Raw genomic sequence first — 22,587 nt, 5'->3', positions numbered from 1 at the left:
CAAAAAACAGCTTAAGGCTCGAATTTTGGCAAATTGGGCGCATTCTAATGATCAGATTGACTTATGTCTAGTCACAAAGGCGATAAGGTTGCTTTTTTTAAGGCACTGAGCGTTAATTCTAAATAACACCCACAAAAAAGCACGATATCGCTGGGAATAAAACGATTGCTTAATGACTATCGCTAAAACCACGTTCAGTTGTTGTTTTAACAAACAATAACCCAGAAAAAAAACAGTAAGATGAGATAAAAAAACAAGTTAAGTGCAGGTAATACCACTTTAAGGAAGGACACAACCAAAGACTAACATAAATAAAAAAATAAAGAGGGATATTATTATCCCTCCTTTACAATCAATAGCTTATTGATTGCCACTCACATCACAACATATTAAATATCATTAAGGGAAAGCACATCACGCATGTCATAGAACCCATGTTTATGACCACTTAACCAGATTGCTGCTCTGACTGCCCCTTTTGCAAAGGTCATACGGCTAGACGCCTTATGGGTAATCTCGACACGCTCACCGATATCCGCAAACATCGCCGTGTGTTCACCCACGATATCGCCAGCACGTACGGTGGCAAAACCAATGGTACCAGGCTGACGTTCACCGGTGTGTCCTTCTCGGCTGTAAACCGCATGCTCTGACAGTTTCCAGTCCATCGCCTCGGCAATGGCTTCACCCATCGCCAGCGCCGTGCCGGACGGGGCATCCACTTTATGACGATGATGAGCTTCAGTGATCTCAATATCACTGTATTCACCCATCACTTTGGCAGCTTTTTCCAGCAGTTTCAGTACCAGGTTCACACCAACGCTGAAGTTCGCGGCAAACACGACTGGGATTTTCTCACCGGCTACCCGGATGACGCCACGGCCCTGCTCATCAAAACCGGTGGTGCCGATAACGATCGCTTTTTGGTGTGTCTCACAGAAAGTCAGATACTCTAAGCTGGCTTCCGGGCGAGTAAAATCAATCAGTACGTCAAAATCATCTTTTACCGCCAGCAGGCTGTCGCTCACCTGCACGCCGGTTTTACTTCCACCCGCCAGCTCGCCGGCATCACATCCCACCAACGAAGAGCCTGGACGTACCACTACAGCACCCAGTGTCGCCTGATCGGTCAGTTGTGTTGCTTCAATTAATTGACGCCCCATGCGCCCTGAGGCTCCGACAATACCTATTCGGATGTTATTCATAACTATTCATTCCTTAACCTGTGCATGCAATGCCCCTGCAGGGTAACCAGTGGTTCAGACCAGTACCAGCAAAAAAAGGCATCATTAGAATTTCAGAAGGTAGCTGGCATCTTATCAGCAAAATCAATAGCCGATGACTGGGCAATCAGAACCGGCGACGCGAGTCACCCTAACAAGCGGATAAAAAAAATCCCGCAACCGACGTTGCGGGATTGGCAGCTTACTGGATTTCTTTGACCTCAACCCGTAGCTCTTTCGGAACTTCAAAGACAATATTCTCTTCACGCCCAACCAGCTCAATGGCAGCATCTCCGCCCATCTCACCAAGACGAGTGATCACCTGCTGAACCAGAATATCCGGGGCTGACGCGCCAGCGGTCACACCGATACAAGAGGCGCCTTTCAGCCAGTCAGCATTGATATCGCTGGCGGAGTCAATCAGCCACGCCTGCTTACCGGCACGACGTGCCAATTCTGCCAGACGGTTAGAGTTTGAAGAGTTCTTCGACCCCACCACTAGGATCACATCCGCCTGCTCAGACAAGCTGCGTACCGCTTCCTGCCGGTTAGTGGTCGCGTAACAAATATCATCTTTACGTGGCCCGATGATCGCAGGGAAACGCTGACGCAGGGCATCAATGATTTCAGAGGTATCGTCGACGGACAGGGTCGTCTGGGTCATAAAGCTGAGATTAGATTCATCCTTCACCTGCAGCTTAAACACATCCTCCGGTGACTCAACCAGGTACATCCCCCCTTCCGGGTTACTGTACTGCCCCATAGTGCCTTCCACTTCCGGATGCCCCGCATGGCCAATCAGAATAGCTTCAACCCCTTTACGACTGGCTCGTGCGACTTCCATATGGACTTTGGTCACCAACGGGCAGGTGGCATCGAATAGCATGGTTAATTGACGAGCACGGGCTTCTGCCCGTACTGCCTGCGAGACACCATGCGCAGAGAAAATCAGAATAGCGCCGTCCGGTACTTCGCTGATCTCTTCGATAAAAATGGCGCCGCGATCACGCAGACTTTCCACCACATAACGGTTATGCACTACTTCATGACGAACATAGATTGGCGCGCCGTACATCTCCAGAGCGCGTTCGACAATACTGATGGCACGGTCTACACCGGCACAGAAACCTCGCGGGTTAGCCAGCAGAATCTGCATGTTTACTCTCCAAGTCCGGGTCGACTTCCAGTACTTCGACATCGAATGTAGTCATTTGGCCTGCCAACGGATGGTTAAAGTCAACGGTGACGGAATCTCCGGAAATGTCACGGATAATCCCTGGCATTTCACTTCCATCCGGCAGGGTAAATAACATGATAGCCCCTGGCTCAGGCTCACCGCTTTCGGTGAAGTCTCGCAGAGAAAAATACTGAATCATGTCAGGGTTAGTGACACCAAAAGCTTCTTCGGGTGCCAAGGTAAACTGGCAGCGGTCACCGGCCTGTTTACCGGTCAATTCGCGGCTGAAGGCGGCAGACAGACTGCCATCTCCAAGACGGAACAGCGCCGGTTTGCCCCCGGCGCGGGTCGATTCCGCCACTGACCCATCTTCTAGGGTCAGTACAAAATGGACCAATAGCACGCTGTCAGGTTGGACAGACTGGCTCATCACTCACCTTTCTTTTCATGGCGTGAGGAAGGGATAAACCCTTCCAGGATCACCAGCGCAGCACCGATACAGATACCACAATCGGCGATATTAAAGGTCGCGAAATGCCAGTCACCCACATAGAAGTCGATGAAATCCACCACGAAACCATGCCAGAAACGATCCAGTAGATTTCCCAGTGCCCCCCCGATAATCATTGCATAGGCGATATTGGTCAGGCGTTGGCTGGCGCGGTTGCGATACATCAGCACCACTAAGGCGATGGCGATAGCAATGGCGATCCCCGCAAAGAACCAGCGCTGCCAACCGCCTTTATCCGCTAAGAAACTGAACGCCGCACCATAGTTATGGGCGTAGAACAGATTCAGGAAAGGCATTAGCGCACGGGTTTCGTGCAGCTGCATGTTCGCCATAATCCACTGTTTACTGGCGAAGTCGATCACCATTACCAGCAGCGTAACCCATAACCAGCGTAGTCCAGTTGACGTCAATGATTTACTCATCAGGCAAACTTACGCTCTTCGCCGTCACCTTCGACGTTGCTATAGCAGCGTCCGCAGATTTCAGCATGTTGCGGGTTTTGACCAACATCGGTAGTGAAATGCCAGCAACGCGGACATTTCTCTCCTTCGGCCTTCGTCAGACTGACCTTCAGTCCTTTCAGGTGTTCACTCTGCACCGCATCTGCCGGAGCAGTGGCCAGCGGAGCCACTGTCACCGCGGAGGTCAGCAGCACAAAGCGCAGCTCGTTACCCAGCGCATTCAAGCTGGCTGCCAGTGCATCGTCGGCATACAGGGTCACAGCAGCTTCCAGTGCGCCGCCGATACGCTTATCAGAACGCGCCTGCTCAATCACCTTGTTCACTTCACCACGGACTTTCAGTAATTGTTCCCAGTAACTGTCGTTCAGCACTTCGCTTTCCGGCAGCCCAAACAGCCCCTGATACCACTCACCGGTGAACACATACTTTTCACGCTCACCAGATAGATGACCCCAGATCTCATCAGCCGTAAACGACATGATCGGTGCCATCCAGCGAACCAACGCCTCGGCGATATGCCACAGGGCGGTCTGACAGCTACGACGCGCCACGCTGTCCGCTTTGGCGGTGTACTGGCGGTCTTTGATCACATCCAGATAGAATGAGCCCATCTCCACGGAGCAGAACTGCATCAGACGCTGCACCACTTCATGGAAATCATAGTTTTCATAGGAAGCCACGATATCCTGCTGTGCCGCCAGCGCACGGCCAACCGCCCAGCGGTCAACCACCACCATCTGTTCCGGCGCGACCTGATCGGTTTCCGGATTGAAGCCATTCAGGTTAGCCAGCAAGAAGCGGGCAGTGTTACGGATACGACGATAGGCATCGGCAGAACGCTTCAGGATTTCGTCAGACACTGCCATTTCACCAGAGTAATCCGTTGAGGCCACCCACAGACGCAGAATATCCGCGCCCAATTTCTTCATCACGTCCTGCGGACTGACGGTGTTGCCGATAGATTTCGACATCTTACGGCCCTGACCATCAACGGTGAAACCGTGGGTCAGTACCTGACGGTACGGAGCTTTGCTCTTAATCGCCGTGGAGATCATCAGTGAGGACATAAACCAACCGCGGTGCTGGTCAGATCCTTCCAGATAGATATCGGCACTGTGGCCGTTAAATTCAGGACGTACATCCACCACCGAGCAACTGGTCGACCCAGAGTCAAACCATACATCCAGGGTATCCGGCACTTTGCTGTAATGCTCAGCGTCATCGCCCAGCAATTCTTTTGCATCCAGATCCCACCATGCTTGGATCCCATCCTGCTCGACGCGCAGGGCGACCTGCTCCATCAGCGCCAGGGTATTCGGGTGCAGCTCTTCGGTATGGTTATGCACGAACAATGCCATCGGTACGCCCCAGGTACGCTGACGGGAGATACACCAGTCAGGACGGTTGGCCACCATAGATTCGATACGTGCCTGACCCCAGTCTGGGATCCACTGTACGCCTTTGATTTCTTCCAGTGACTGTTTACGCAGCCCCTGCTGATCCATGCTGATAAACCACTGTGGGGTCGCACGGAAGATGATCGGCGTTTTATGACGCCAGCAGTGCGGGTAGCTGTGATGCAACTTTTCCAGATGCAACAGCGCGGCTTTTTCACGCAGGATCTCGACCACTAATTCGTTGGCTTTAAACACGTTGACGCCATCCAGCCCCGGATAGGTACCCGGCAGGTAGCAACCGTCTGGGCCCACTGGATTAGCCGCTTCGATACCGTATTTCTGACCGATCACATAGTCATCCGGGCCGTGACCAGGCGCGGTATGGACCGCACCGGTACCAGCATCCAGGGTAACGTGATCGCCCAACAGTACCGGCACATCGAAGGACAAGAACGGGTGCGCGAAACGCATCATTTCAAGGGCGCTGCCTTTGCACTCGCCCAGCACCTGCCAGCTTTCGAGACCGGCGCGTTTCAGTACGGTTTCGACCAAGTCTTTTGCCAAGATCAGCGCACGTCCATCGGTCTGGATCAGCTGATAATCAAATTCTGGGTTTACCGAGATCGCGCGGTTAGACGGCATGGTCCAAGGAGTCGTGGTCCAGATCACCAGTGAGACCGGTGTCGCTGGAGTCTGTGCGCCAAAGGCAGTGGCGACCGCTTCTGGCTGAACCGCGTTGAACATCACATCAATAGACAGCGAGGTCTTGTCATAATACTCAACTTCCGCTTCCGCCAAGGCAGAACGACAATCCAGACACCAATGAACCGGCTTAGCCCCTTTGTGCAGGTGGCCGTTACCGATAATACGGCCCAGAGCACGGATAATATTGGCTTCGGTGGTGAAGTCCATGGTCAGGTAAGGGTGCTCCCAGTCGCCCAATACCCCAAGACGAATAAAGTCTTTCTTCTGACCTTCCACCTGTTCGGCAGCATATTTGCGGCAAGCTTCACGGAATTCGGCGGCGGAGACTTTCTCACCCGGCTTGCCGATCATCTGCTCAACTTTGTGTTCGATAGGCAGACCATGACAGTCCCAACCTGGTACATAAGGGGCATCAAAACCGGACAGTCCTTTAGACTTGACGATAATATCTTTCAGGATCTTGTTAACTGAGTGACCAATGTGGATGTTGCCGTTGGCGTACGGAGGGCCATCATGCAGGATAAATGTTTTTTTGCCTTTTTTCGCTGCACGAATAGCACCGTACAGGTTATCGTCGGTCCAACGTTGCAGCATACCAGGCTCCCGTTTGGCGAGATCGCCACGCATCGGGAAGCCGGTTTCCGGCAAATTCAGGGTAGATTTATAGTCACTCATCAGGTTCTCGATTCCATATTTCGGTGGTTATACCGTTGCTTGCAGCCCAAAAAACTCACGGGCCGTCACCACATCTTTGGCAATTTGCACTTTTAATTCATCAAGAGAGGCAAATCGTTGCTCGTTACGTATTTTATGGCGCAGTATCACGGAGATATGCCGGCCATACAAATTCAGATTGACGTTCAGCAGGTTCACTTCCAATTGCTGGCGGATGCCCTTTACCGTAGGACGGGTGCCGATATTGGCCACGCCGAAGTAACTGTGCTGATCAATACCGCGCACTTCCACCGCATAGACGCCACGCACCGGCGTTACCGCACGACGTAGCGGCACATTAGCCGTCGGAAAGCCCAAGGTCCGTCCCAGGGCATCGCCATGCACCACTCGGCCGGTGATCTCAAACGGACGCCCCAGTAAGCGTTCCGCGGCGGCCAAGTCATCACTCGCCAGCGCTTCACGTATCAGAGTGCTGCTGATGCGCTTACCTTGCTCACAGAACGTCTTGGTATTGACCACATCGAAGTGTTCACGTCGACCGGCCTCCTGTAATAACAGGAAATCCCCTTCCCGACCAGCGCCAAAACGGAAGTCATCCCCTACCGCCAAAAAGCGGACATCCAGTTTATCGACCAGAATATCGTGAATAAAATCATTGGCTTTCAGTGCTGAAAAGTGGCGGTCAAAGCGGACACAGATCACAGTATCCACCCCTGCATCGGCCAGATATTTCACTTTTTCCCGCAATCGGGTCAGCCGGGCGGGTACCTCGCCGGCGGTGAAAAACTCACGAGGCTGAGGTTCAAACAGCATCACCACCACCGGGAGTTGGCGACGATGTCCTTCTTCACAGAGCTGCTTCAGCAACGCCTGATGTCCGCGATGCACTCCGTCAAAATTACCAATAGTCAAAACGCAGCCCCGGTGCTGCTTTGAAAGATTATGTAAACCGCGGATAAACTTCATGGCCGACTCAAATCGCTGGAAATCGCCGGATTATACCCTTTACAGCGTACAAAATTAACCCGTCAGTATGGCCTTTCGACGCTTCTTTCCTGCTTTTCCTCATGATTCTTCCTTGCCGGGCAATTTCCCGACAATTTTGTTGCGAAAAGCTGTATTCAACCTAAGGAAGCTGGTAGAATCTTGCGCCATCAATTACGTAACCGGGTGTTGTTTTTTAAACGACGCTTATTTGCACAAATCCATTGACAAGAGAAGGCGCAAAAGGCATAGTCCTCGGCCTTTGATTTGTCCATATAGAACATATTTGGGAGTTGGACCTTGGCTAATATCAAATCAGCTAAGAAACGCGCTGTAACATCTGAGAAACGTCGCAAGCACAACGCAAGCCGTCGCTCAATGCTGCGTACTTTCATCAAAAAAGTATACGCTGCAATCGCTACTGGCGATAAAGCTGCTGCGCAGAACGCATTTAACGAAATGCAACCAATCGTGGACCGTCAGGCTGCTAAAGGTCTGATCCACAAAAACAAAGCTGCACGCCATAAAGCAAACCTGGCTGCACAGATCAGCAAAATGGCATAATTGCCGTCTTACTGACAGCTTTGAAAAGAACCGGCTCAGGCCGGTTTTTTTATGTCTGCCATCCGGGCAGTTGCGACGCCATCGCCCGATGACGTCGCCGAGGCTTAACGCGAATAACGGTATCGCAACAGACAGTAGCCGCAGAGCGCCGACAGAATCGACCCACCGAGTATCCCCAGTTTCGCTTCATTAATCAGTGCACCGCCCTGCTGCCCGTAAGCCAGAGTAGCGATAAACACCGACATGGTAAAACCAATGCCACACAACACCCCCACCGCCGCAATATCACTGATACGCGTGCTCACGGGTAAGCGGGTAATGCCCAAGCGTGCACTCAGCCAGCAGACCAGGGTAATGCCCAACGGCTTGCCGATCAACAGTCCAGCCATAATGCCCAGCGGCAGGGCTGAGAGCATATCGCCCACAGACAGCCCCTTAAGGACCACTCCGGCATTGGCAAAGGCAAACAGTGGCAGGATCAGCCAGCGCACCCAGGGTTCGAGCTGATGCGTCAGCCGTGCCGCTGCACTGTTACTGCCCTCTCCCCTGACCGGCATCATCATACCAAGGATCACCCCAGCTAAGGTGGCATGGATACCGGATAACAGCACCACATACCAGAGGGCGGCACCGGCCACCAACCAGGCAATCCGGCTGCGTACCCCACAGCGGTTCATCACCGCCATCACCACAATCACTGCCACTGCCATGGCTAAAGCCGCGACATTCGGGCTGCCACTGTAGAACAGGGCGATAATGACAATCGCCCCCAAGTCATCGATCACCGCGAGTGCCATCAGAAACACTTTGATCGCGACAGGTACCCGATTACCCAGTAGCGCCAAAATACCCAGCGCAAAGGCGATATCGGTCGCGGTAGGGATTGCCCAGCCACTCTGGCCCTCGCTGCTGTGGCGGGTAAACAACAAAAAAATTAGTGCCGGGGCCAGCATCCCCCCGAGGGCCGCAATCAGTGGAAACAGTGCCTGCTGGCGACTTGCCAGCGCACCGCTGATTAGTTCCCGTTTCACTTCTAAGCCGACCTGCAGGAAAAAGAACACCATCAGCACATCATTGACCCAGAACAGGGTAGTGAGTGGATGAGCATTGCCTGCTGCCGAGCTGTGCGGCTGCCAGTTCAAAAACGACTGGTAACCGACTGCGGTGCTGTCCAGATTGGCCAATAAGATAGCCAGCGCAGCGGCAATGATCAGGATCACGCCTCCGGCGGCATCACTTTTTACGAGTTTCAGAACTCCCGACATCCGTTTATATCCTCTTTAACGTCCTGTGCCGACTCTACACTGCCCGCGATAACCAATAAAGTTTTCTGTACGGAAGGCTGGTTGCAGGGCAAAAAAAAACCAGCCCCGGAGGACTGGCTTATTACGCTAAACCGACTACTGCGATATTAGCGAGTCAGGTCATCAAAGAACTTCTTCACACCGTCGAAGAAACTCTTTGAACGAGGACTGTTGTCATCACCGGACGGTCCGCCCAAGGTCTCACCCAGTTCGTTCAGCAGTTCTTTCTGACGCTCACTGAGGTTGACCGGAGTCTCGACCACCACACGGCACAGCAGGTCACCAATGGCTCCACCACGTACCGATTTCACGCCTTTACCACGCATACGGAACAGCTTATCGGTCTGCGTTCCTGCTGGGATTTTCAGCTTCACACGGCCATCTAAGGTAGGCACTTCAATCTCGCCGCCCAAGGCTGCCATAGCGAAGTTAATCGGTACTTCACAGTAGAGGTTATTCTCTTCACGCTCAAAGATCGGGTGTTTCTTCACCGCCACTTCGACATACAGATCACCAGCTGGTGCGCCCTGCTCACCGGCTTCACCTTCGCCGCTGAGACGGATACGGTCACCGGTATCGACACCCGCCGGAATTTTCACCGATAGGGTCTTGGTCTTCTCAACACGGCCATGACCGTGACAGGCGTTGCACGGATCTTTAATGATGCTACCGCGACCATGACAGGTCGGACACGGCTGATTAACCGCGAAGAAGCCCTGACGCATCTGAACCTGCCCCGCCCCTTTACAGGTGTTACAGGTCTGCGGCTGGGAGCCAGCTTTGGCACCACTACCATGACAGGTATCACACTCCTGCAGGGTAGGAATACGGATCTCTTTGCTCACACCACGCACCGCTTCTTCCAGCGTCAACTCCATGGTGTAACGCAGATCGGAACCGCGAGAAGAACGCTGGCGGCGGCCGCCACCAAAGATATCGCCGAACACATCACCGAAGATATCGCCGAAGTCACCGGCACCGCCACCAAAGCCACCGCCGAATCCGCCACCGCCCATGCCACCTTGCTCAAAGGCCGCATGACCATATTGATCATAGGCCGCACGCTTCTGATCATCGGTCAGGATTTCATACGCTTCTTTAACTTCTTTGAAATTTTCTTCTGCGGCTGAGTCTCCCGGGTTGCGGTCCGGGTGATACTTCATTGCCAGGCGCTTATACGCCTTTTTGATTTCACGCTCATCCGCTGATTTGGATACGCCTAAAATCTCGTAGTAATCATTCTTAGCCATTGTTTCACTGCCCTTAACATGAGCACACGGGCGTGGATATTCTCCGACGCCCGTGCTGGTTAGCGGCGGTTATTCACCGCCGGGCCCGTCATGGGCAATTATTTTTTGTCTTTAACTTCTTCGAACTCAGCATCGACAACATCGTCATCTTTCTGAGCAGAAGCGTCAGCACCGCCAGCCTGGCCAGCAGCCTGCTGCTGCTGTGCGAACTCCATCAGCTTGCCGGAAACTTCCGCCAGCGCCTGGACTTTCGCGTCAATAGCCGCTTTATCTTCACCTTTCAGGGCTGTTTCCAGCTCAGTCAGGGCAGCTTCGATCGGTGCTTTATCTTCTGCAGATAACTTGTCACCGGCGTCTTCTAACTGCTTACGGGTGCTGTGGACCAGCTGATCACCTTGGTTACGAGACTGAACCAGCTCTTCGAACTTACGGTCAGATTCTGCGTTCAGTTCCGCATCGCGGACCATTTTTTCGATTTCATCATCGTTCAGACCGGAAGAGGCCTTGATGGTGATCTTCTGCTCTTTACCGCTGTTTTTGTCTTTTGCAGACACGTGCAGGATACCGTCAGCATCGATGTCAAAAGTCACTTCGATCTGTGGCATACCGCGTGGTGCTGCTTGGATACCGTCCAGGTTAAACTGACCCAGTGACTTGTTGTCAGAAGAGCGTTTACGCTCACCCTGCAGCACGTGGATAGTTACCGCAGACTGGTTGTCTTCAGCGGTCGAGAACACCTGGCTGTGCTTAGTCGGGATAGTGGTGTTCTTGCTGATCAGGCTGGTCATTACACCACCCATGGTTTCGATACCCAGCGACAGCGGGGTAACGTCCAGCAGCAGAACGTCTTTCACATCACCGGCCAGTACACCACCCTGAACCGCAGCACCGATAGCCACCGCTTCGTCTGGGTTCACGTCTTTACGTGGATCTTTACCGAAGAACTCTTTTACCTTGGTCTGAACCATAGGCATACGCGTCTGACCACCGACCAGGATAACGTCGTTGATGTCAGAAACAGACAGACCTGCATCGGTCAACGCCACTTTCAGCGGCTCGATTGAACGGGTCACCAGGTCTTCGACCAGAGATTCCAGTTTCGCACGGGTCACTTTGATGTTCAGGTGTTTAGGACCTGTTGCATCCGCAGTGACGTATGGCAGGTTAACGTCAGTCTGCTGTGCAGAAGAAAGTTCGATTTTCGCTTTCTCTGCCGCTTCTTTCAGACGTTGCATCGCCAGCGGATCGTTGCGCAGGTCAATACCCTGCTCTTTCTTGAACTCATCAACCAGGTAGTTGATCAGACGGCTGTCAAAGTCTTCACCACCCAGGTGGGTATCACCGTTGGTTGCCAGAACTTCAAAGGTTTTTTCGCCGTCAACTTCATCGATTTCGATGATTGAGATATCGAAGGTACCACCACCCAGGTCGTAAACCGCGATAGTACGGTTACCCTGTGCTTTGTCCATACCGTAGGCCAGTGCCGCAGCGGTAGGTTCGTTGATGATACGTTTTACTTCCAGACCTGCGATACGGCCGGCATCTTTCGTTGCCTGACGCTGCGCATCGTTAAAGTAAGCAGGTACGGTGATAACAGCTTCAGTTACTGGCTCACCCAGGTAATCTTCGGCGGTTTTCTTCATTTTTTTCAAGACTTCCGCAGAGACCTGCGGCGGTGCCAGTTTCTGGCCTTTTACGTCTAACCAAGCATCACCGTTGTCGGAACCGATAATCTGGTAAGGCATGATTTTCAGGTCACGCTGAACTTCTTCGTCCTGGAAACGACGACCGATCAGACGTTTGATAGCAAACAGAGTGTTCTGCGGGTTAGTCACGGCCTGACGTTTAGCAGGCTGACCTACCAGAGTCTCGCCATCCTGCGTGTAAGCGATGATTGAAGGAGTGGTGCGATCACCCTCAGCGTTTTCCAGTACGCGTGCTTTACCACCATCCATGATTGCGACACATGAGTTAGTTGTACCCAGGTCAATACCAATAATTTTACCCATCTCTACACATCTCCCACGTAAATTCTGATTTTGTTCGGATATGAACCTTATGTGTGGTCGCCAACGTTGTTTTCAAGCGGCAGTTCCAACTTTTTTTTCAGGCTCATCTTTCTGCATGACAACTAGATGGGGACGCTTGGTCTGGCATCAAGGGCAGTGATAAAAAAAATCAAAAAAAAGCAGCGTTAAACGCTGCTTTTCATCTGTTAACCAGTAACGGTCAGGCAGTTTGCCGGATATCCCCCCGCCGACACCATAGATAACCGCCAATTATCGCGCCCATCAAACAGAGCCCGGCCATATACCAGCAAGGTGCTAACGGCGTAACCCGCATCGCTAGGGTCACCAGTATTGGTGTCAGGCCGCCGAATAACGCATAAGAGAGGTTATAGGAGAGAGAAATACCACTGAAACGTATTGCCGGCGGAAAGGCGCGTACCATGACAAAAGGTACAATGCCGACGGTACCGACCGCCAGTCCGAGCAGGCCATAGACCTCCGTGAGATACTGGGGACGATAAGCCAAGGTATCGAAAAACAGCCAAGTGGTCACCGCCAGCAATACTGTCCCAACCATCAGGCATAACCCAGCGCCAAAACGGTCCGCCAATACACCGGCCAGTAGACAGCCAATCAGTAACATCAGGGTCGCAACGCTGTTCGCTTGCAGGCTATCCGCTGCCGGAATATGGTACAGCTTCTGGATCAGTGCCGGGGCCATCAGGATCAGCACCACCAGTGCCCCAGACAGCAGCCAAGTCAACAACACCGACATCAGCAAGCTTTTACGATGATGACGTACCACCGCTTGCAACGGTAATGCGTCCGCCAACGCTTTCTGTTGCTGCATCTGTTTAAACACTGGGGTCTCTTGTAACCAGCGGCGCAAATACAGCGCGATAAAGCCAAAGACGCCGCCAAGCAGGAAAGCGACGCGCCAACCGTAGGAGACTACCTGCTCCAGGCTCAGATGACGATTAATCTGCCCGGCCACCAGCGAACCCAGTAAAATACCCACCGTCAGACCGGCAGTCAGGGTACCGCAAGCAATGCCGGTCCGTTTCTCTGGGACATGCTCTGCAACAAATACCCACGCTCCCGGCACCTCACCACCAATAGCCGCTCCCTGTAGCAGACGCATCAGTAACATCAATAAAGGGGCCGCCAGCCCGATACTTTGATAGGAGGGTAACAGCCCCATTGCCAGGGTCGGCACCGCCATCAGCAAAATACTCAGGCTAAACATTTTTTTGCGCCCAAGGATATCGCCGAAATGAGCCATCACAATGCCTCCCAGCGGTCGCGCCAGATAGCCGGCGGCAAAAATGCCGAAGGTCTGCACCTGTCGTAACCATTCTGGAATGTGCGGCGGGAAAAATAGCTCGCCGATAATAGCGGCAAAGAAGACAAAAATAATGAAGTCGTAAAACTCTAAGGCTCCGCCAAGGGCGGCCAATAGCAGAGTTTTATAGTCCTGACCGCTGAGGCGGTGTGCGGGATGAGTATCCATGTTCAGTTATCGGGTCAGCGTCCGGTGAAAATACAGTTGTAAATATTTCCTTACTATATCGTAATTTTACCGGCACACCAGACCCGAAGAGAGACAGCAGTCAAAAAACCGAAATTCAGTCGATTATCTCACGGCGTGCACTTTTAGGGCGGAAAGATGCTACCACTTCAGGGTGGGTCTCGACATACGGTCCCTCCAGCAACTGTAAACAATACGCTACACTTGCAAAAATACCGGCCACTTTTACCTTACCGTTTTCGTCTTTCAGACCTTCAAGAGTCTCTTTTATCGATTTAGGCTGCCCCGGCAGGTTCATGATCAGCGATTGCTTACGGATCACCGCCGTTTGACGGGAGAGAATGGCCGTGGGGACAAACTGTAAACTGATCTGCCGCATCTGTTCGCCGAAGCCCGGCATTTCACGGTCAGCCACCGCCAGGGTCGCATCCGGCGTGACATCACGCAGTGCGGGGCCAGTGCCCCCGGTGGTCAGTACCAAGTGGCAGTGGCGCTCATCTACCAGTTCACACAGAGTCTGTTCAATCAGTGGCTGCTCATCCGGGATCACCCGGCTTTCAATGTCAAAGGGCGTGCTTAGCGCTTGGTTCAGCCATTCGGTCAGGGCGGGAATGCCTTTATCCTGATAGACACCTTGGGAGGCACGGTCAGACACCGACACTAAGCCGATTCGTAGAGTATTCATAATGGGTTCACTTCACAGGAGGTCGTTTCGCACGACAGGGACAGGGAGAAACGATTCCGCAGCACGGAGCGCGCTGCGGAAGGGATGATTACAGCAGGTCTGCAATCATTTTTTCCAGTTTACCCTGGTCGAGGGCAAAGTTACGGATACCTTGAGCCAGTTTATCGATAGCCATTGGATCCTGGTTGTGTTCCCACAGGAATTCCGCTTCGCTCATCTTCTCCGGACGGGCAGCCGTTTCACCGCTGTAGCTCAGTTTACGCTCAACGTCGCCTTCGGTTTCAGACAGCTCTTTCAGCAGTGCTGGAGAGATAGTCAGACGGTCACAGCCAGCCAGTTCGATGATTTCACCAGTGTTACGGAAACTTGCACCCATCACCACTGTCTCATAACCGTGCTTTTTGTAGTAGTCGTAGATCTCGGTCACTGATACAACACCTGGATCTTCCTGCGGTGCGTATTCTTTCTTATCGGTGTTAGCTTTGTACCAGTCGAGAATACGGCCAACAAACGGAGAGATCAGGAATACGCCCGCTTCGGCACAGGCACGGGCCTGGGCGAAGGAGAACAGCAGGGTCAGGTTACAGTTGATACCTTCTTTTTCCAGCTGTTCTGCCGCACGGATCCCCTGCCAGGTAGAGGCCAGTTTGATCAGGATACGGTCATTGCTGATGCCTGCATCGTTATACAGTTTGATCAGGCTGTGCGCCTTGGCAATGCTCGCTTCGGTATCGTAAGAAAGACGTGCATCAACTTCAGTAGAAATACGGCCAGGGATCAGTTTCAGGATTTCTAGGCCGATGTTCACTGCCAGCTTGTCAGAGGCATGGGCAATCTGCTCGTCTTTGTCATTACTCTGCTGGCGTGCCCAATCGATGGCTTCATCGATCAGTTTGCGGTATTCAGGGATTTGAGCAGCGTTCAGGATCAGTGAAGGGTTGGTGGTGGCATCCTGTGGCTGATAGAGTTTCATTGCAGCAATATCACCGGTATCAGCAACGACTGTGGTGATCTTGCGCAGTGAGGTAAGTTTGTCCGTCATGTTTTGCTTCTCTTCTGTTGTACGTCAGTGTAAAAAGCCTCTCCGGATAATATCACGCACTTCTTGAGGTGCAAGACCGCCTGGGAGAATCAGCGGCTAAATCGTGCCAGCGATCGCAGTCTGCAAGCGGTATCCCCTTCATCATAGAAGTTAACGACCATAACGATTGATCAATCCGTGCAGCTTTTTTGTTAAACTGCGACGATTACCTGCGGGTCTGAATCATGAGGAACGAAAAATGTTATTGGTAATCTCCCCAGCGAAAACCTTGGATTATGAAAGCCCGCTGGCAACAGACAAGTACACTCAACCCCAGCTGCTGGAGGCGTCACAGCAACTGATCGACATTGCCCGCCAACTGAGCCCAGCACAGATTGCCTCGTTGATGAGTATCAGTGATAAGCTGGCCCACCTCAATGCAGAACGCTTTAATGACTGGCAACCGCCGTTTAGTCCTGACAATGCCCGTCAGGCGATTTTGGCGTTTAAAGGGGATGTCTACACCGGTCTAGATGCCGCGAGTCTGAATGACGAAGATTTTACCTTTGCCCAGCAGCATCTGCGGATGTTGTCCGGCCTGTACGGTATTCTACGTCCGCTGGATTTAATGCAGCCTTACCGCTTAGAAATGGGCATCAAACTGGCCAACCCGCAGGGCAAGGATCTTTACAGCTTCTGGGGAGACCGTCTAACAGAGAGGCTGAACGATGCCCTGAAAGCCCAAGGTGACGATATTCTGGTGAACTTGGCGTCCGATGAATACTTTAAAGCGGTCAAACCTAAGCAGTTACAGGGGCGGATCATCAAGCCGGTTTTCCTTGATGAGAAAAACGGGAAGTTCAAAGTGATCAGCTTTTATGCCAAAAAAGCCCGTGGTCTGATGAGTCGCTATATTATTCAGCACCGTCTGACCGACGCAGAACAACTGAAAGCCTTTGACGTGGATGGCTACTTCTTTGATGAAGCCGCCAGCCAAGGAGATGAACTGGTGTTTAAACGCCACGAACAATAATCTTGGCGTAACACCCAAAAGGCGGACCCGTGGGTCCGCCTTTTTTGCTTATTGCGGTTTATTGTTGATCAAGTAATCACGTAATACGGCAAAATCTGCAGGCAAATGATCAGACAGTAATGGCAGCTCAGCACGTTCTGCCAGCTCCGGCGGCAACGCCAGAGACTGACCGAGGATCGCTTCCACGCTCTCTTTAAACTTGGCCGGATGGGCAGTGCCGAGGAACAGACCGTATTCACCGTCCTGCAACTGATCACGTAGCACCCGCCAAGCGATCGCGGCATGTGGCTCAGAGATATACCCTTCTTTCGCCAGTTCACGGACCGCTTCACGGGTCTGCTCATCATTTAGTGTGCCGTGGCCCAGCTCACTCAGTTGCCAGGTTTTACGGCGGAACAGCTCTTCGACACGCGGCCAGTTATTCGGCTGGCTGACGTCCATGGCATTAGACAGGGTTGCCACGGTTTTATTTGGCGCCCACTCACCGCTGGTCAGGAAGCGAGGCACCGTGTCATTGGCGTTAGTGGCAGCGATAAAACGCTTCACTGGTAGGCCAAGGCTTTTTGCCAGCAGACCGGCCGTCAGGTCCCCAAAGTTACCGCTCGGTACCGAAATCACCAGCTGGTTACGTTTTTCCTGCGGCAGCTGTGCAACGGCTTCAAAGTAGTAGCAAATCTGCGCCAGCAGACGGCTGATATTGATGGAGTTCGCTGAGTTGAGGCCGATCGCTTGCTTCAGATCTTTATCATCAAACGCTTTCTTCACCAGCGCTTGGCAGTCATCAAAATCGCCGTCGACAGCGATGGTTTGGATATTACCGCCCAGAGTACAGAACAGTTTCTCCTGTAACGGGCTGATTTTGCCCTGTGGATACAGGATCACTACACGGATATTTTCCATACCATAAAACGCATGGGCAACCGCTGCACCGGTATCGCCGGAGGTGGCGGTCAGGATAGTGATTTTTTCATCTTTATCGCTACTCAGCGCCAGCATCTGTGCCATAAAACGGCCGCCGAAATCTTTAAACGCCAAGGTCGGGCCATGGAACAGTTCGAGACAGGCCATATCCTCAGAAACGGTTTTTACCGGCGCAGGAAACGCAAAGGCAGCCTTCACGCGCGCAGCCAGTTCCTGTTCTGGGATCTCATCACCGATAAACGCCGACAGGATCTTGCTGCTGCGGCTGACAAAATCCATCTCCAGCAACTGATCGATTTCCGTCAGTTCAAAGGCCGGTAATTCGTGAGGAAAAAACAGCCCCTGCTGTGAGCCAAGGCCCTGTTTTACCGCCTGAGTGAAGCTGACCTGCTCGTTGTGATCTTTCAGATTATATAATTTCATTGCTTATCCCAGTTTACGTGCGCCGGTTGTATCAAGACGGCAAATATGTACAAAGCCTTCATCATTCTGCAGATAGTGCTGTTTCAGCCAGTCGCTGGCCTGCTCTGCCACTTCACGGCGATCGCAGACCGCAAACAACGTCGGGCCGGAGCCGGAGATACCACAGGCTAACGCCCCCAGCTCACGCACTGCCTGACGGGCTTCGGCGAAGCCGGGTAGCAGTCCGGTGCGATAAGGTTCTGCCATCACATCTTTCATCAGACTGGCCGCCAGCTTTGGCTGACGAGTGTGGCAGGCATGGATAAAGCCGGACAGCATACGTCCGTGGGTGATACAGTCTGCTTTGCTGTAGCTGGCCGGTAAAATCGCCCGTGCCTCGGCGGTGGAGACTTTGATACCTGGATAGGCCATCACCCAGTACCACTCATCAAAACAAGGGACTGGCTGACAGGTGATCCCCTCTGATTCCAACATCAGTTGTAAGCCGCCGAGAAAACACGGAGCAACGTTATCAAAATGGACACTGCCGGAGACCCGCCCTTCTAACTCACCCATCAGGGCCAGCAGTCGGTCATCATCCAGCGGGTTATCACAGAATTCATTCATTGCCATCAGCCCAGCAACCACCGAGCAGGCACTGGAGCCGAGGCCGGAACCGATAGGCATATTTTTTTCCAAGACCATTTTGACCGGCACTTCATGGCCAATCTCTTGGCAAAAACGTTCCCAGCACTGATAAACAATATTCTGTTTCGGCTCTGCCGGCAGTTTGCTGACGAAATGACCGCGGTTTTCCAAGCTGAAACTGTCGGCCGCTTCTACGGTGACGCAGTCGCCAAGCAGTGTGCCGTCGACAGGTGATACAGCAGCGCCAAGGACATCAAAACCGACACTGACATTGCCGATAGAGGCCGGTGCATAAATTTTTACCATGATCAGACTCCCAGCTTCCACGACAGAGTTCTCAATAAATCCGCAAATACCCCGGCTGCGGTCACGTCATTGCCAGCACCGTAACCACGCAGTACCAACGGAATTGGCTGATAGTAACGGCTATAGAAGGCTAATGCATTCTCACCGTTCTTCACTTTAAACAGCGGGTCATTACTGTCCACGGCCGAAATTTTCACACTGCACTGCCCCTGCTCATCAATGGCACCGACAAAACGTAACACTTTGCCTTCTTCACGGGCCTTGGCGACACGCTCTGCAAACTCAGCATCCAGTTCCGGCAAACGCGCCATAAAGCTGTCAGCATCTGGCAGATCGGTCAGGGCTTTCGGCAGCACTGCTTCAATGGCGATATCGCTCAGCTCGAGCGGGAAACCGGCTTCACGAGCCAAAATCAGCAGCTTACGGGCCACATCCATCCCCGATAAGTCATCCCGCGGGTCTGGCTCGGTAAAGCCTAACTCACGGGCTTTGGCGGTAGCTTCGGATAATGACATTCCCTCATCCAGCATCCCGAAAATATAGGATAACGATCCGGACAGGATGCCGTTAAATTTGATCAGCTCATCACCGGCATTCAGCAGGTTTTGCAGGTTTTCAATCACCGGCAAACCGGCTCCCACGTTGGTGTCATACAGAAACTTACGCCGCGATTTTTCTGCTGCTGCACGCATCTGCTGGTAGTAATCCCAAGAGGAGGTGTTGGCTTTTTTGTTCGGCGTTACAATATGGAACCCTTCACTGAGGAAATCCGCATACTGATCCGCCAGACTCTGGCTGGAGGTACAGTCGACGATCACTGGATTGAGCAGATGATACTCTTTGGCAAGGCGGCTTAGGCGCTCCAGCGAGAACACCTCTTTAGCCTCCGACAGTTGCGCCTGCCAAGTATTCATATCGATGCCGTGGACGTTGGTCAGTAAGGCTCGAGAGTTGGCGATGCCGCATACCCGCAGATCAATATGCTTATTTTTTAGCCATTGCTGCTGGCGGTGTAACTGTTCCAGTAATGCCCCACCGACACCGCCGGTACCCACCACAAACACTTCGATCACCTGATCGGTGGCAAACAGCATCTGATGGACCACACGTACTCCGGTGGTGGTCTCTTCGTTGGCGACCACGACCGAGATAGAACGTTCGGAAGAGCCTTGAGCAATCGCCACAATATTGATATTGGCGCGGGCCAATGCTGCAAAGAATTTGGCAGAGATCCCACGCTGGGTGCGCATACCGTCACCCACCACAGAGATAATCGCTAATTTTTCCTGAACGTCCAGCGGCTCTAACAAGCCGTCTTTCAGTTCCAGATAGAACTCATCTTCCAGTGCGCGGCGGGTCGCCCGCATCTCATTTTGCGGTACGCAAAAGCTGATACTGTATTCCGACGAGGACTGAGTGATCAGTACCACCGAAATGCCCTTCCGTGACATCACGGCAAACACCCGTGCAGCCATGCCCACCATCCCCTTCATGCCAGGGCCAGAGACATTGAACATCGCCATATTGTTCAGATTAGTGATCCCTTTAACTGGGGTAGTATCCAGCGCAGCGCCATCGGCAATTAGGGTACCGGGCGCTGAAGGGTTGGCGGTATTTTTAATCAGGCAAGGGATTTGGAAGCGGGCAATCGGGGTAATGGTGCGTGGGTGTAACACTTTCGCGCCAAAGTAGGACAGTTCCATCGCTTCCTGATAAGACATAGATTTCAGCAGACGGGCATCCGGCACTTGGCGCGGGTCGCAGGTATAGACCCCGTCCACGTCGGTCCAGATTTCACAGCAATCAGCCCGTAAACAGGCGGCCAGCACCGCAGCCGAATAGTCGGACCCGTTACGGCCGAGAACCACCAGTTCACCGCGTTCGTTACCGGCGGTAAAGCCAGCCATCAGGATAAAGTGTTCGGCGGGGATTTGGCTGGCGGCAATACGGCGAGTCGATTCATTAATATCGACGGTAGACTCCAAGTAACCGCCAATCGCCAGCAGTTTCTCTACTGGGTCGATAACCGTCACCTGATGGCCACGGGCCTGTAACAGCGCCTGCATAATGGCAATTGAGAGTTTTTCACCGGTGCAGATCACCGCGGCATTGACACTGTCCGGGCACTGCCCCAGCAAATTAATGCCCAGCATCACTTCCTGTAAGCGGGTAAATTCGGCATCGACAAATGTGGTCATCGCGGCGTGAGCAAAGCCTGGCTGTGCGTCAGCCAACTGACGTAGCAAGGTATCAAAGATCTCACGGGCCTCAAGGAGATTAGCGGACGCATCCTGACCGGAAATCGTCTTCTCAACCAGTGCAACCAGATGGTTAGTGATTTTTGCGGGCGCGGAAAGAACCGTGGCAACCTGCTCCTGTTTCGCATTATTTTCCAGTATATCGACAACGCGCAGAAACCTGTCTGCGTTGGCGACCGAGGTTCCGCCAAATTTCAACACTCGCATGATTCAATCACTCCTGAATTTACGCCAAAAAAAAACCCGCACCTGAGTGGGTGCGGGCTTTTTCATTTTTTTTATTGGTATGCGTCAGCCCGCACCGTTACCTGTAGTAATGGTGGTGGTAATAATAGTCATCATCAGGCTGTCGTTACGCATGGGTTTTCTGTCTGTCTTTGTAATCTGTCTGTATCCAGAAGTAAAACATATGGCCGGTCAAGTCAACTTATTTATCAGTTTTAGTGAATTTACGTCCTGCCCATTTATGCTACCTCAAAAACCTCCTACCGAGAGATAACACAATCTATAGCAGCTCACTAAAATATGATGCCGAGAAAAAAACGTCATCCAGCGGATTACTCTGCCAGTTTTTTTTCGATGTCATGGACCAGTCGATGCAGCATGGCACTGTCGCGCTGCTCCAGTAAGCCGAGCCGCTGATCGAGCCAGTCGGTCATTTTCTGGTCATCACTGACCTCCAGACGCGCTAATAGATGGTGAAAGCGCGTTCGGAGCGCCTGCAGTTGTTGGGGGTCCGCCTGCGATGGAGCAACAGCACTAACCTGCATTAGCGAGGAGAACTGATAGCAGAGCACCATTACCGCCTGCCCGAGATTCAGGGACGGGTACTCCACTGCCATAGGAATACCCGTCAACACATCCGCAAGTTCAAGATCCTCATTACTTAACCCACTCTCCTCACACCCGAAAATCAGCGCCATGCGCCCCATCCATTGTTGCTTCTCTTTGAGTAGGGCTTCAGCCTGCTGTGGCGTGGCGTAATAGCGGTATTTTGCACGACTGCGGGCGGTGGTCGCGACCGAGAAATCGACATCGGCCAAGGCCGCAGCCAGGTCTGGATATTCCTGCACATTATCCAAAATCTCTGTGGCCCCGTGAGCAACGCGGTAGGCTGCAGGGTCCTTCCAGGCCTGACTGTTGACGATACGCAGTTCCGAGAAGCCCATGGTTTTCATGGCCCGGGCAGCGGCTCCAATATTTTCCGAGCGCGCCGGTGAGACTAAAATGATGGCAAATGACATTAAAGAACCTTAATAATGCTGACTAAATAAACGCAAATTTTATTTACCGGTGGTTTCATTATTTTACTACTGTTAACCTTAGCCCTTGGCATACAGCCGACTCTACGCTGTAAAATGCCGACTTTTTGACCAATAAAAACAGCAGCTTAGAAATCCGCTTTTTGCCTTATCCCGCTGGCGGCATGACGGATACACCGTTATTTAGCGATTTATTCTCTATCAGAGATAAAAAAGAGATATTTTTAACATAAGTGTTAACGTGCTACACTCAGTTTTGATAT

The 22,587-nt window shown here is 52.4% G+C and carries 19 protein-coding genes and 1 other annotated feature; of the genes, 2 read left to right on the top strand and 17 right to left on the bottom strand.

Annotated elements, in window-relative coordinates:
- Positions 1 to 389: 389 nt before the first annotated feature.
- The 6 genes from dapB to ribF form a co-directional block, all read right to left on the bottom strand.
- On the bottom strand, positions 390 to 1,205 hold the full coding sequence (gene dapB, locus DW47_RS0101645; protein WP_029684585.1) for a 4-hydroxy-tetrahydrodipicolinate reductase: 816 nt from the start codon (positions 1,203 to 1,205) through the stop codon (positions 390 to 392).
- 220 nt (positions 1,206 to 1,425) lie between these two features.
- Positions 1,426 to 2,379, bottom strand: a complete 954-nt coding sequence (gene ispH, locus DW47_RS0101640) for a 4-hydroxy-3-methylbut-2-enyl diphosphate reductase (protein ID WP_029684584.1) — start codon at positions 2,377 to 2,379, stop codon at positions 1,426 to 1,428.
- Positions 2,360 to 2,830 (bottom strand): FKBP-type peptidyl-prolyl cis-trans isomerase, encoded by a 471-nt coding sequence (gene fkpB / locus DW47_RS0101635; RefSeq protein WP_029684583.1) that lies wholly within the window; start codon positions 2,828 to 2,830, stop codon positions 2,360 to 2,362. The genes ispH and fkpB overlap by 20 nt, the downstream gene beginning before the upstream one ends.
- On the bottom strand, positions 2,830 to 3,333 hold the full coding sequence (lspA, locus tag DW47_RS0101630) for a signal peptidase II (protein ID WP_029684582.1): 504 nt from the start codon (positions 3,331 to 3,333) through the stop codon (positions 2,830 to 2,832). Before lspA ends, fkpB begins: the two co-directional genes overlap by 1 nt.
- Positions 3,333 to 6,149 (bottom strand): isoleucine--tRNA ligase, encoded by a 2,817-nt coding sequence (gene ileS / locus DW47_RS0101625; RefSeq protein ID WP_029684581.1) that lies wholly within the window; start codon positions 6,147 to 6,149, stop codon positions 3,333 to 3,335. The genes lspA and ileS overlap by 1 nt, the downstream gene beginning before the upstream one ends.
- Before the next feature lie 27 nt (positions 6,150 to 6,176).
- Entirely contained in the window at positions 6,177 to 7,115 is a 939-nt protein-coding gene (gene ribF / locus DW47_RS0101620) for a bifunctional riboflavin kinase/FAD synthetase (protein ID WP_029684580.1), read from the bottom strand.
- Between the two features lie 318 nt (positions 7,116 to 7,433).
- Here ribF and rpsT point away from each other — a divergent pair, with 318 nt between their 5' ends.
- A complete protein-coding gene (gene rpsT, locus DW47_RS0101615; protein WP_029684579.1) occupies positions 7,434 to 7,697 on the top strand; it encodes a 30S ribosomal protein S20 in 264 nt (87 codons plus the stop codon).
- A 104-nt stretch (positions 7,698 to 7,801) separates the two neighbouring features.
- Here rpsT and nhaA read toward each other — a convergent pair whose 3' ends face one another.
- The 6 genes from nhaA to tal form a co-directional block, all read right to left on the bottom strand.
- Positions 7,802 to 8,962, bottom strand: a complete 1,161-nt coding sequence (nhaA, locus tag DW47_RS0101610; protein ID WP_029684578.1) for a Na+/H+ antiporter NhaA — start codon at positions 8,960 to 8,962, stop codon at positions 7,802 to 7,804.
- A 146-nt stretch (positions 8,963 to 9,108) separates the two neighbouring features.
- Complete coding sequence (gene dnaJ / locus DW47_RS0101605; protein WP_029684577.1) at positions 9,109 to 10,251, bottom strand: molecular chaperone DnaJ; 1,143 nt, start codon at positions 10,249 to 10,251, stop codon at positions 9,109 to 9,111.
- Between the two features lie 98 nt (positions 10,252 to 10,349).
- A complete protein-coding gene (dnaK, locus tag DW47_RS0101600; RefSeq protein WP_029684576.1) occupies positions 10,350 to 12,260 on the bottom strand; it encodes a molecular chaperone DnaK in 1,911 nt (636 codons plus the stop codon).
- Positions 12,261 to 12,480: 220 nt separating this feature from the next.
- Positions 12,481 to 13,770 carry an MFS transporter gene (locus tag DW47_RS0101595; RefSeq protein WP_029684575.1) on the bottom strand — a complete coding sequence of 430 codons (1,290 nt, stop codon included), beginning with the start codon at positions 13,768 to 13,770 and terminating at the stop codon, positions 12,481 to 12,483.
- 115 nt (positions 13,771 to 13,885) lie between these two features.
- Positions 13,886 to 14,473: a molybdopterin adenylyltransferase gene (gene mog, locus DW47_RS0101590; RefSeq protein WP_029684574.1), complete on the bottom strand. Its 588-nt coding sequence runs from the start codon at positions 14,471 to 14,473 to the stop codon at positions 13,886 to 13,888.
- Between the two features lie 88 nt (positions 14,474 to 14,561).
- Positions 14,562 to 15,515 (bottom strand): transaldolase, encoded by a 954-nt coding sequence (gene tal / locus DW47_RS0101585; protein WP_029684573.1) that lies wholly within the window; start codon positions 15,513 to 15,515, stop codon positions 14,562 to 14,564.
- A gap of 238 nt (positions 15,516 to 15,753) precedes the next feature.
- On the opposite strand from tal, the gene yaaA reads away from it, so the two are divergent.
- Complete coding sequence (gene yaaA, locus DW47_RS0101580; RefSeq protein ID WP_029684572.1) at positions 15,754 to 16,527, top strand: peroxide stress protein YaaA; 774 nt, start codon at positions 15,754 to 15,756, stop codon at positions 16,525 to 16,527.
- Positions 16,528 to 16,575: 48 nt separating this feature from the next.
- Here the strand turns inward: yaaA and thrC are convergent, their stop codons facing one another.
- The 5 genes from thrC to DW47_RS0101560 all read right to left on the bottom strand — a co-directional run bounded on the left by thrC (position 16,576) and on the right by DW47_RS0101560 (position 22,306).
- Positions 16,576 to 17,871, bottom strand: a complete 1,296-nt coding sequence (gene thrC, locus DW47_RS0101575) for a threonine synthase (RefSeq protein WP_029684571.1) — start codon at positions 17,869 to 17,871, stop codon at positions 16,576 to 16,578.
- A 3-nt stretch (positions 17,872 to 17,874) separates the two neighbouring features.
- Positions 17,875 to 18,804 carry a homoserine kinase gene (thrB, locus tag DW47_RS0101570; protein ID WP_029684570.1) on the bottom strand — a complete coding sequence of 310 codons (930 nt, stop codon included), beginning with the start codon at positions 18,802 to 18,804 and terminating at the stop codon, positions 17,875 to 17,877.
- A gap of 2 nt (positions 18,805 to 18,806) precedes the next feature.
- Entirely contained in the window at positions 18,807 to 21,269 is a 2,463-nt protein-coding gene (gene thrA, locus DW47_RS0101565; protein ID WP_029684569.1) for a bifunctional aspartate kinase/homoserine dehydrogenase I, read from the bottom strand.
- A gap of 25 nt (positions 21,270 to 21,294) precedes the next feature.
- Positions 21,295 to 21,415, bottom strand: a sequence feature (Thr leader region).
- Complete coding sequence (gene thrL / locus DW47_RS17860; protein WP_071846600.1) at positions 21,354 to 21,422, bottom strand: thr operon leader peptide; 69 nt, start codon at positions 21,420 to 21,422, stop codon at positions 21,354 to 21,356. Its footprint overlaps the feature before it by 62 nt.
- Before the next feature lie 197 nt (positions 21,423 to 21,619).
- The gene (locus DW47_RS0101560; RefSeq protein ID WP_029684568.1) at positions 21,620 to 22,306 is read right to left on the bottom strand and encodes a tRNA/rRNA methyltransferase; all 687 of its coding nucleotides are present in this window, start codon (positions 22,304 to 22,306) and stop codon (positions 21,620 to 21,622) included.
- Positions 22,307 to 22,587: the final 281 nt, after the last annotated feature.

The organism is Tatumella saanichensis (assembly GCF_000439375.1).
Taxonomy (GTDB): domain Bacteria; phylum Pseudomonadota; class Gammaproteobacteria; order Enterobacterales; family Enterobacteriaceae; genus Tatumella; species Tatumella saanichensis.
The sequence above is the reverse complement of the archived record's forward strand: the minus strand, read 5'-3'. Positions and strand labels throughout refer to the sequence as shown.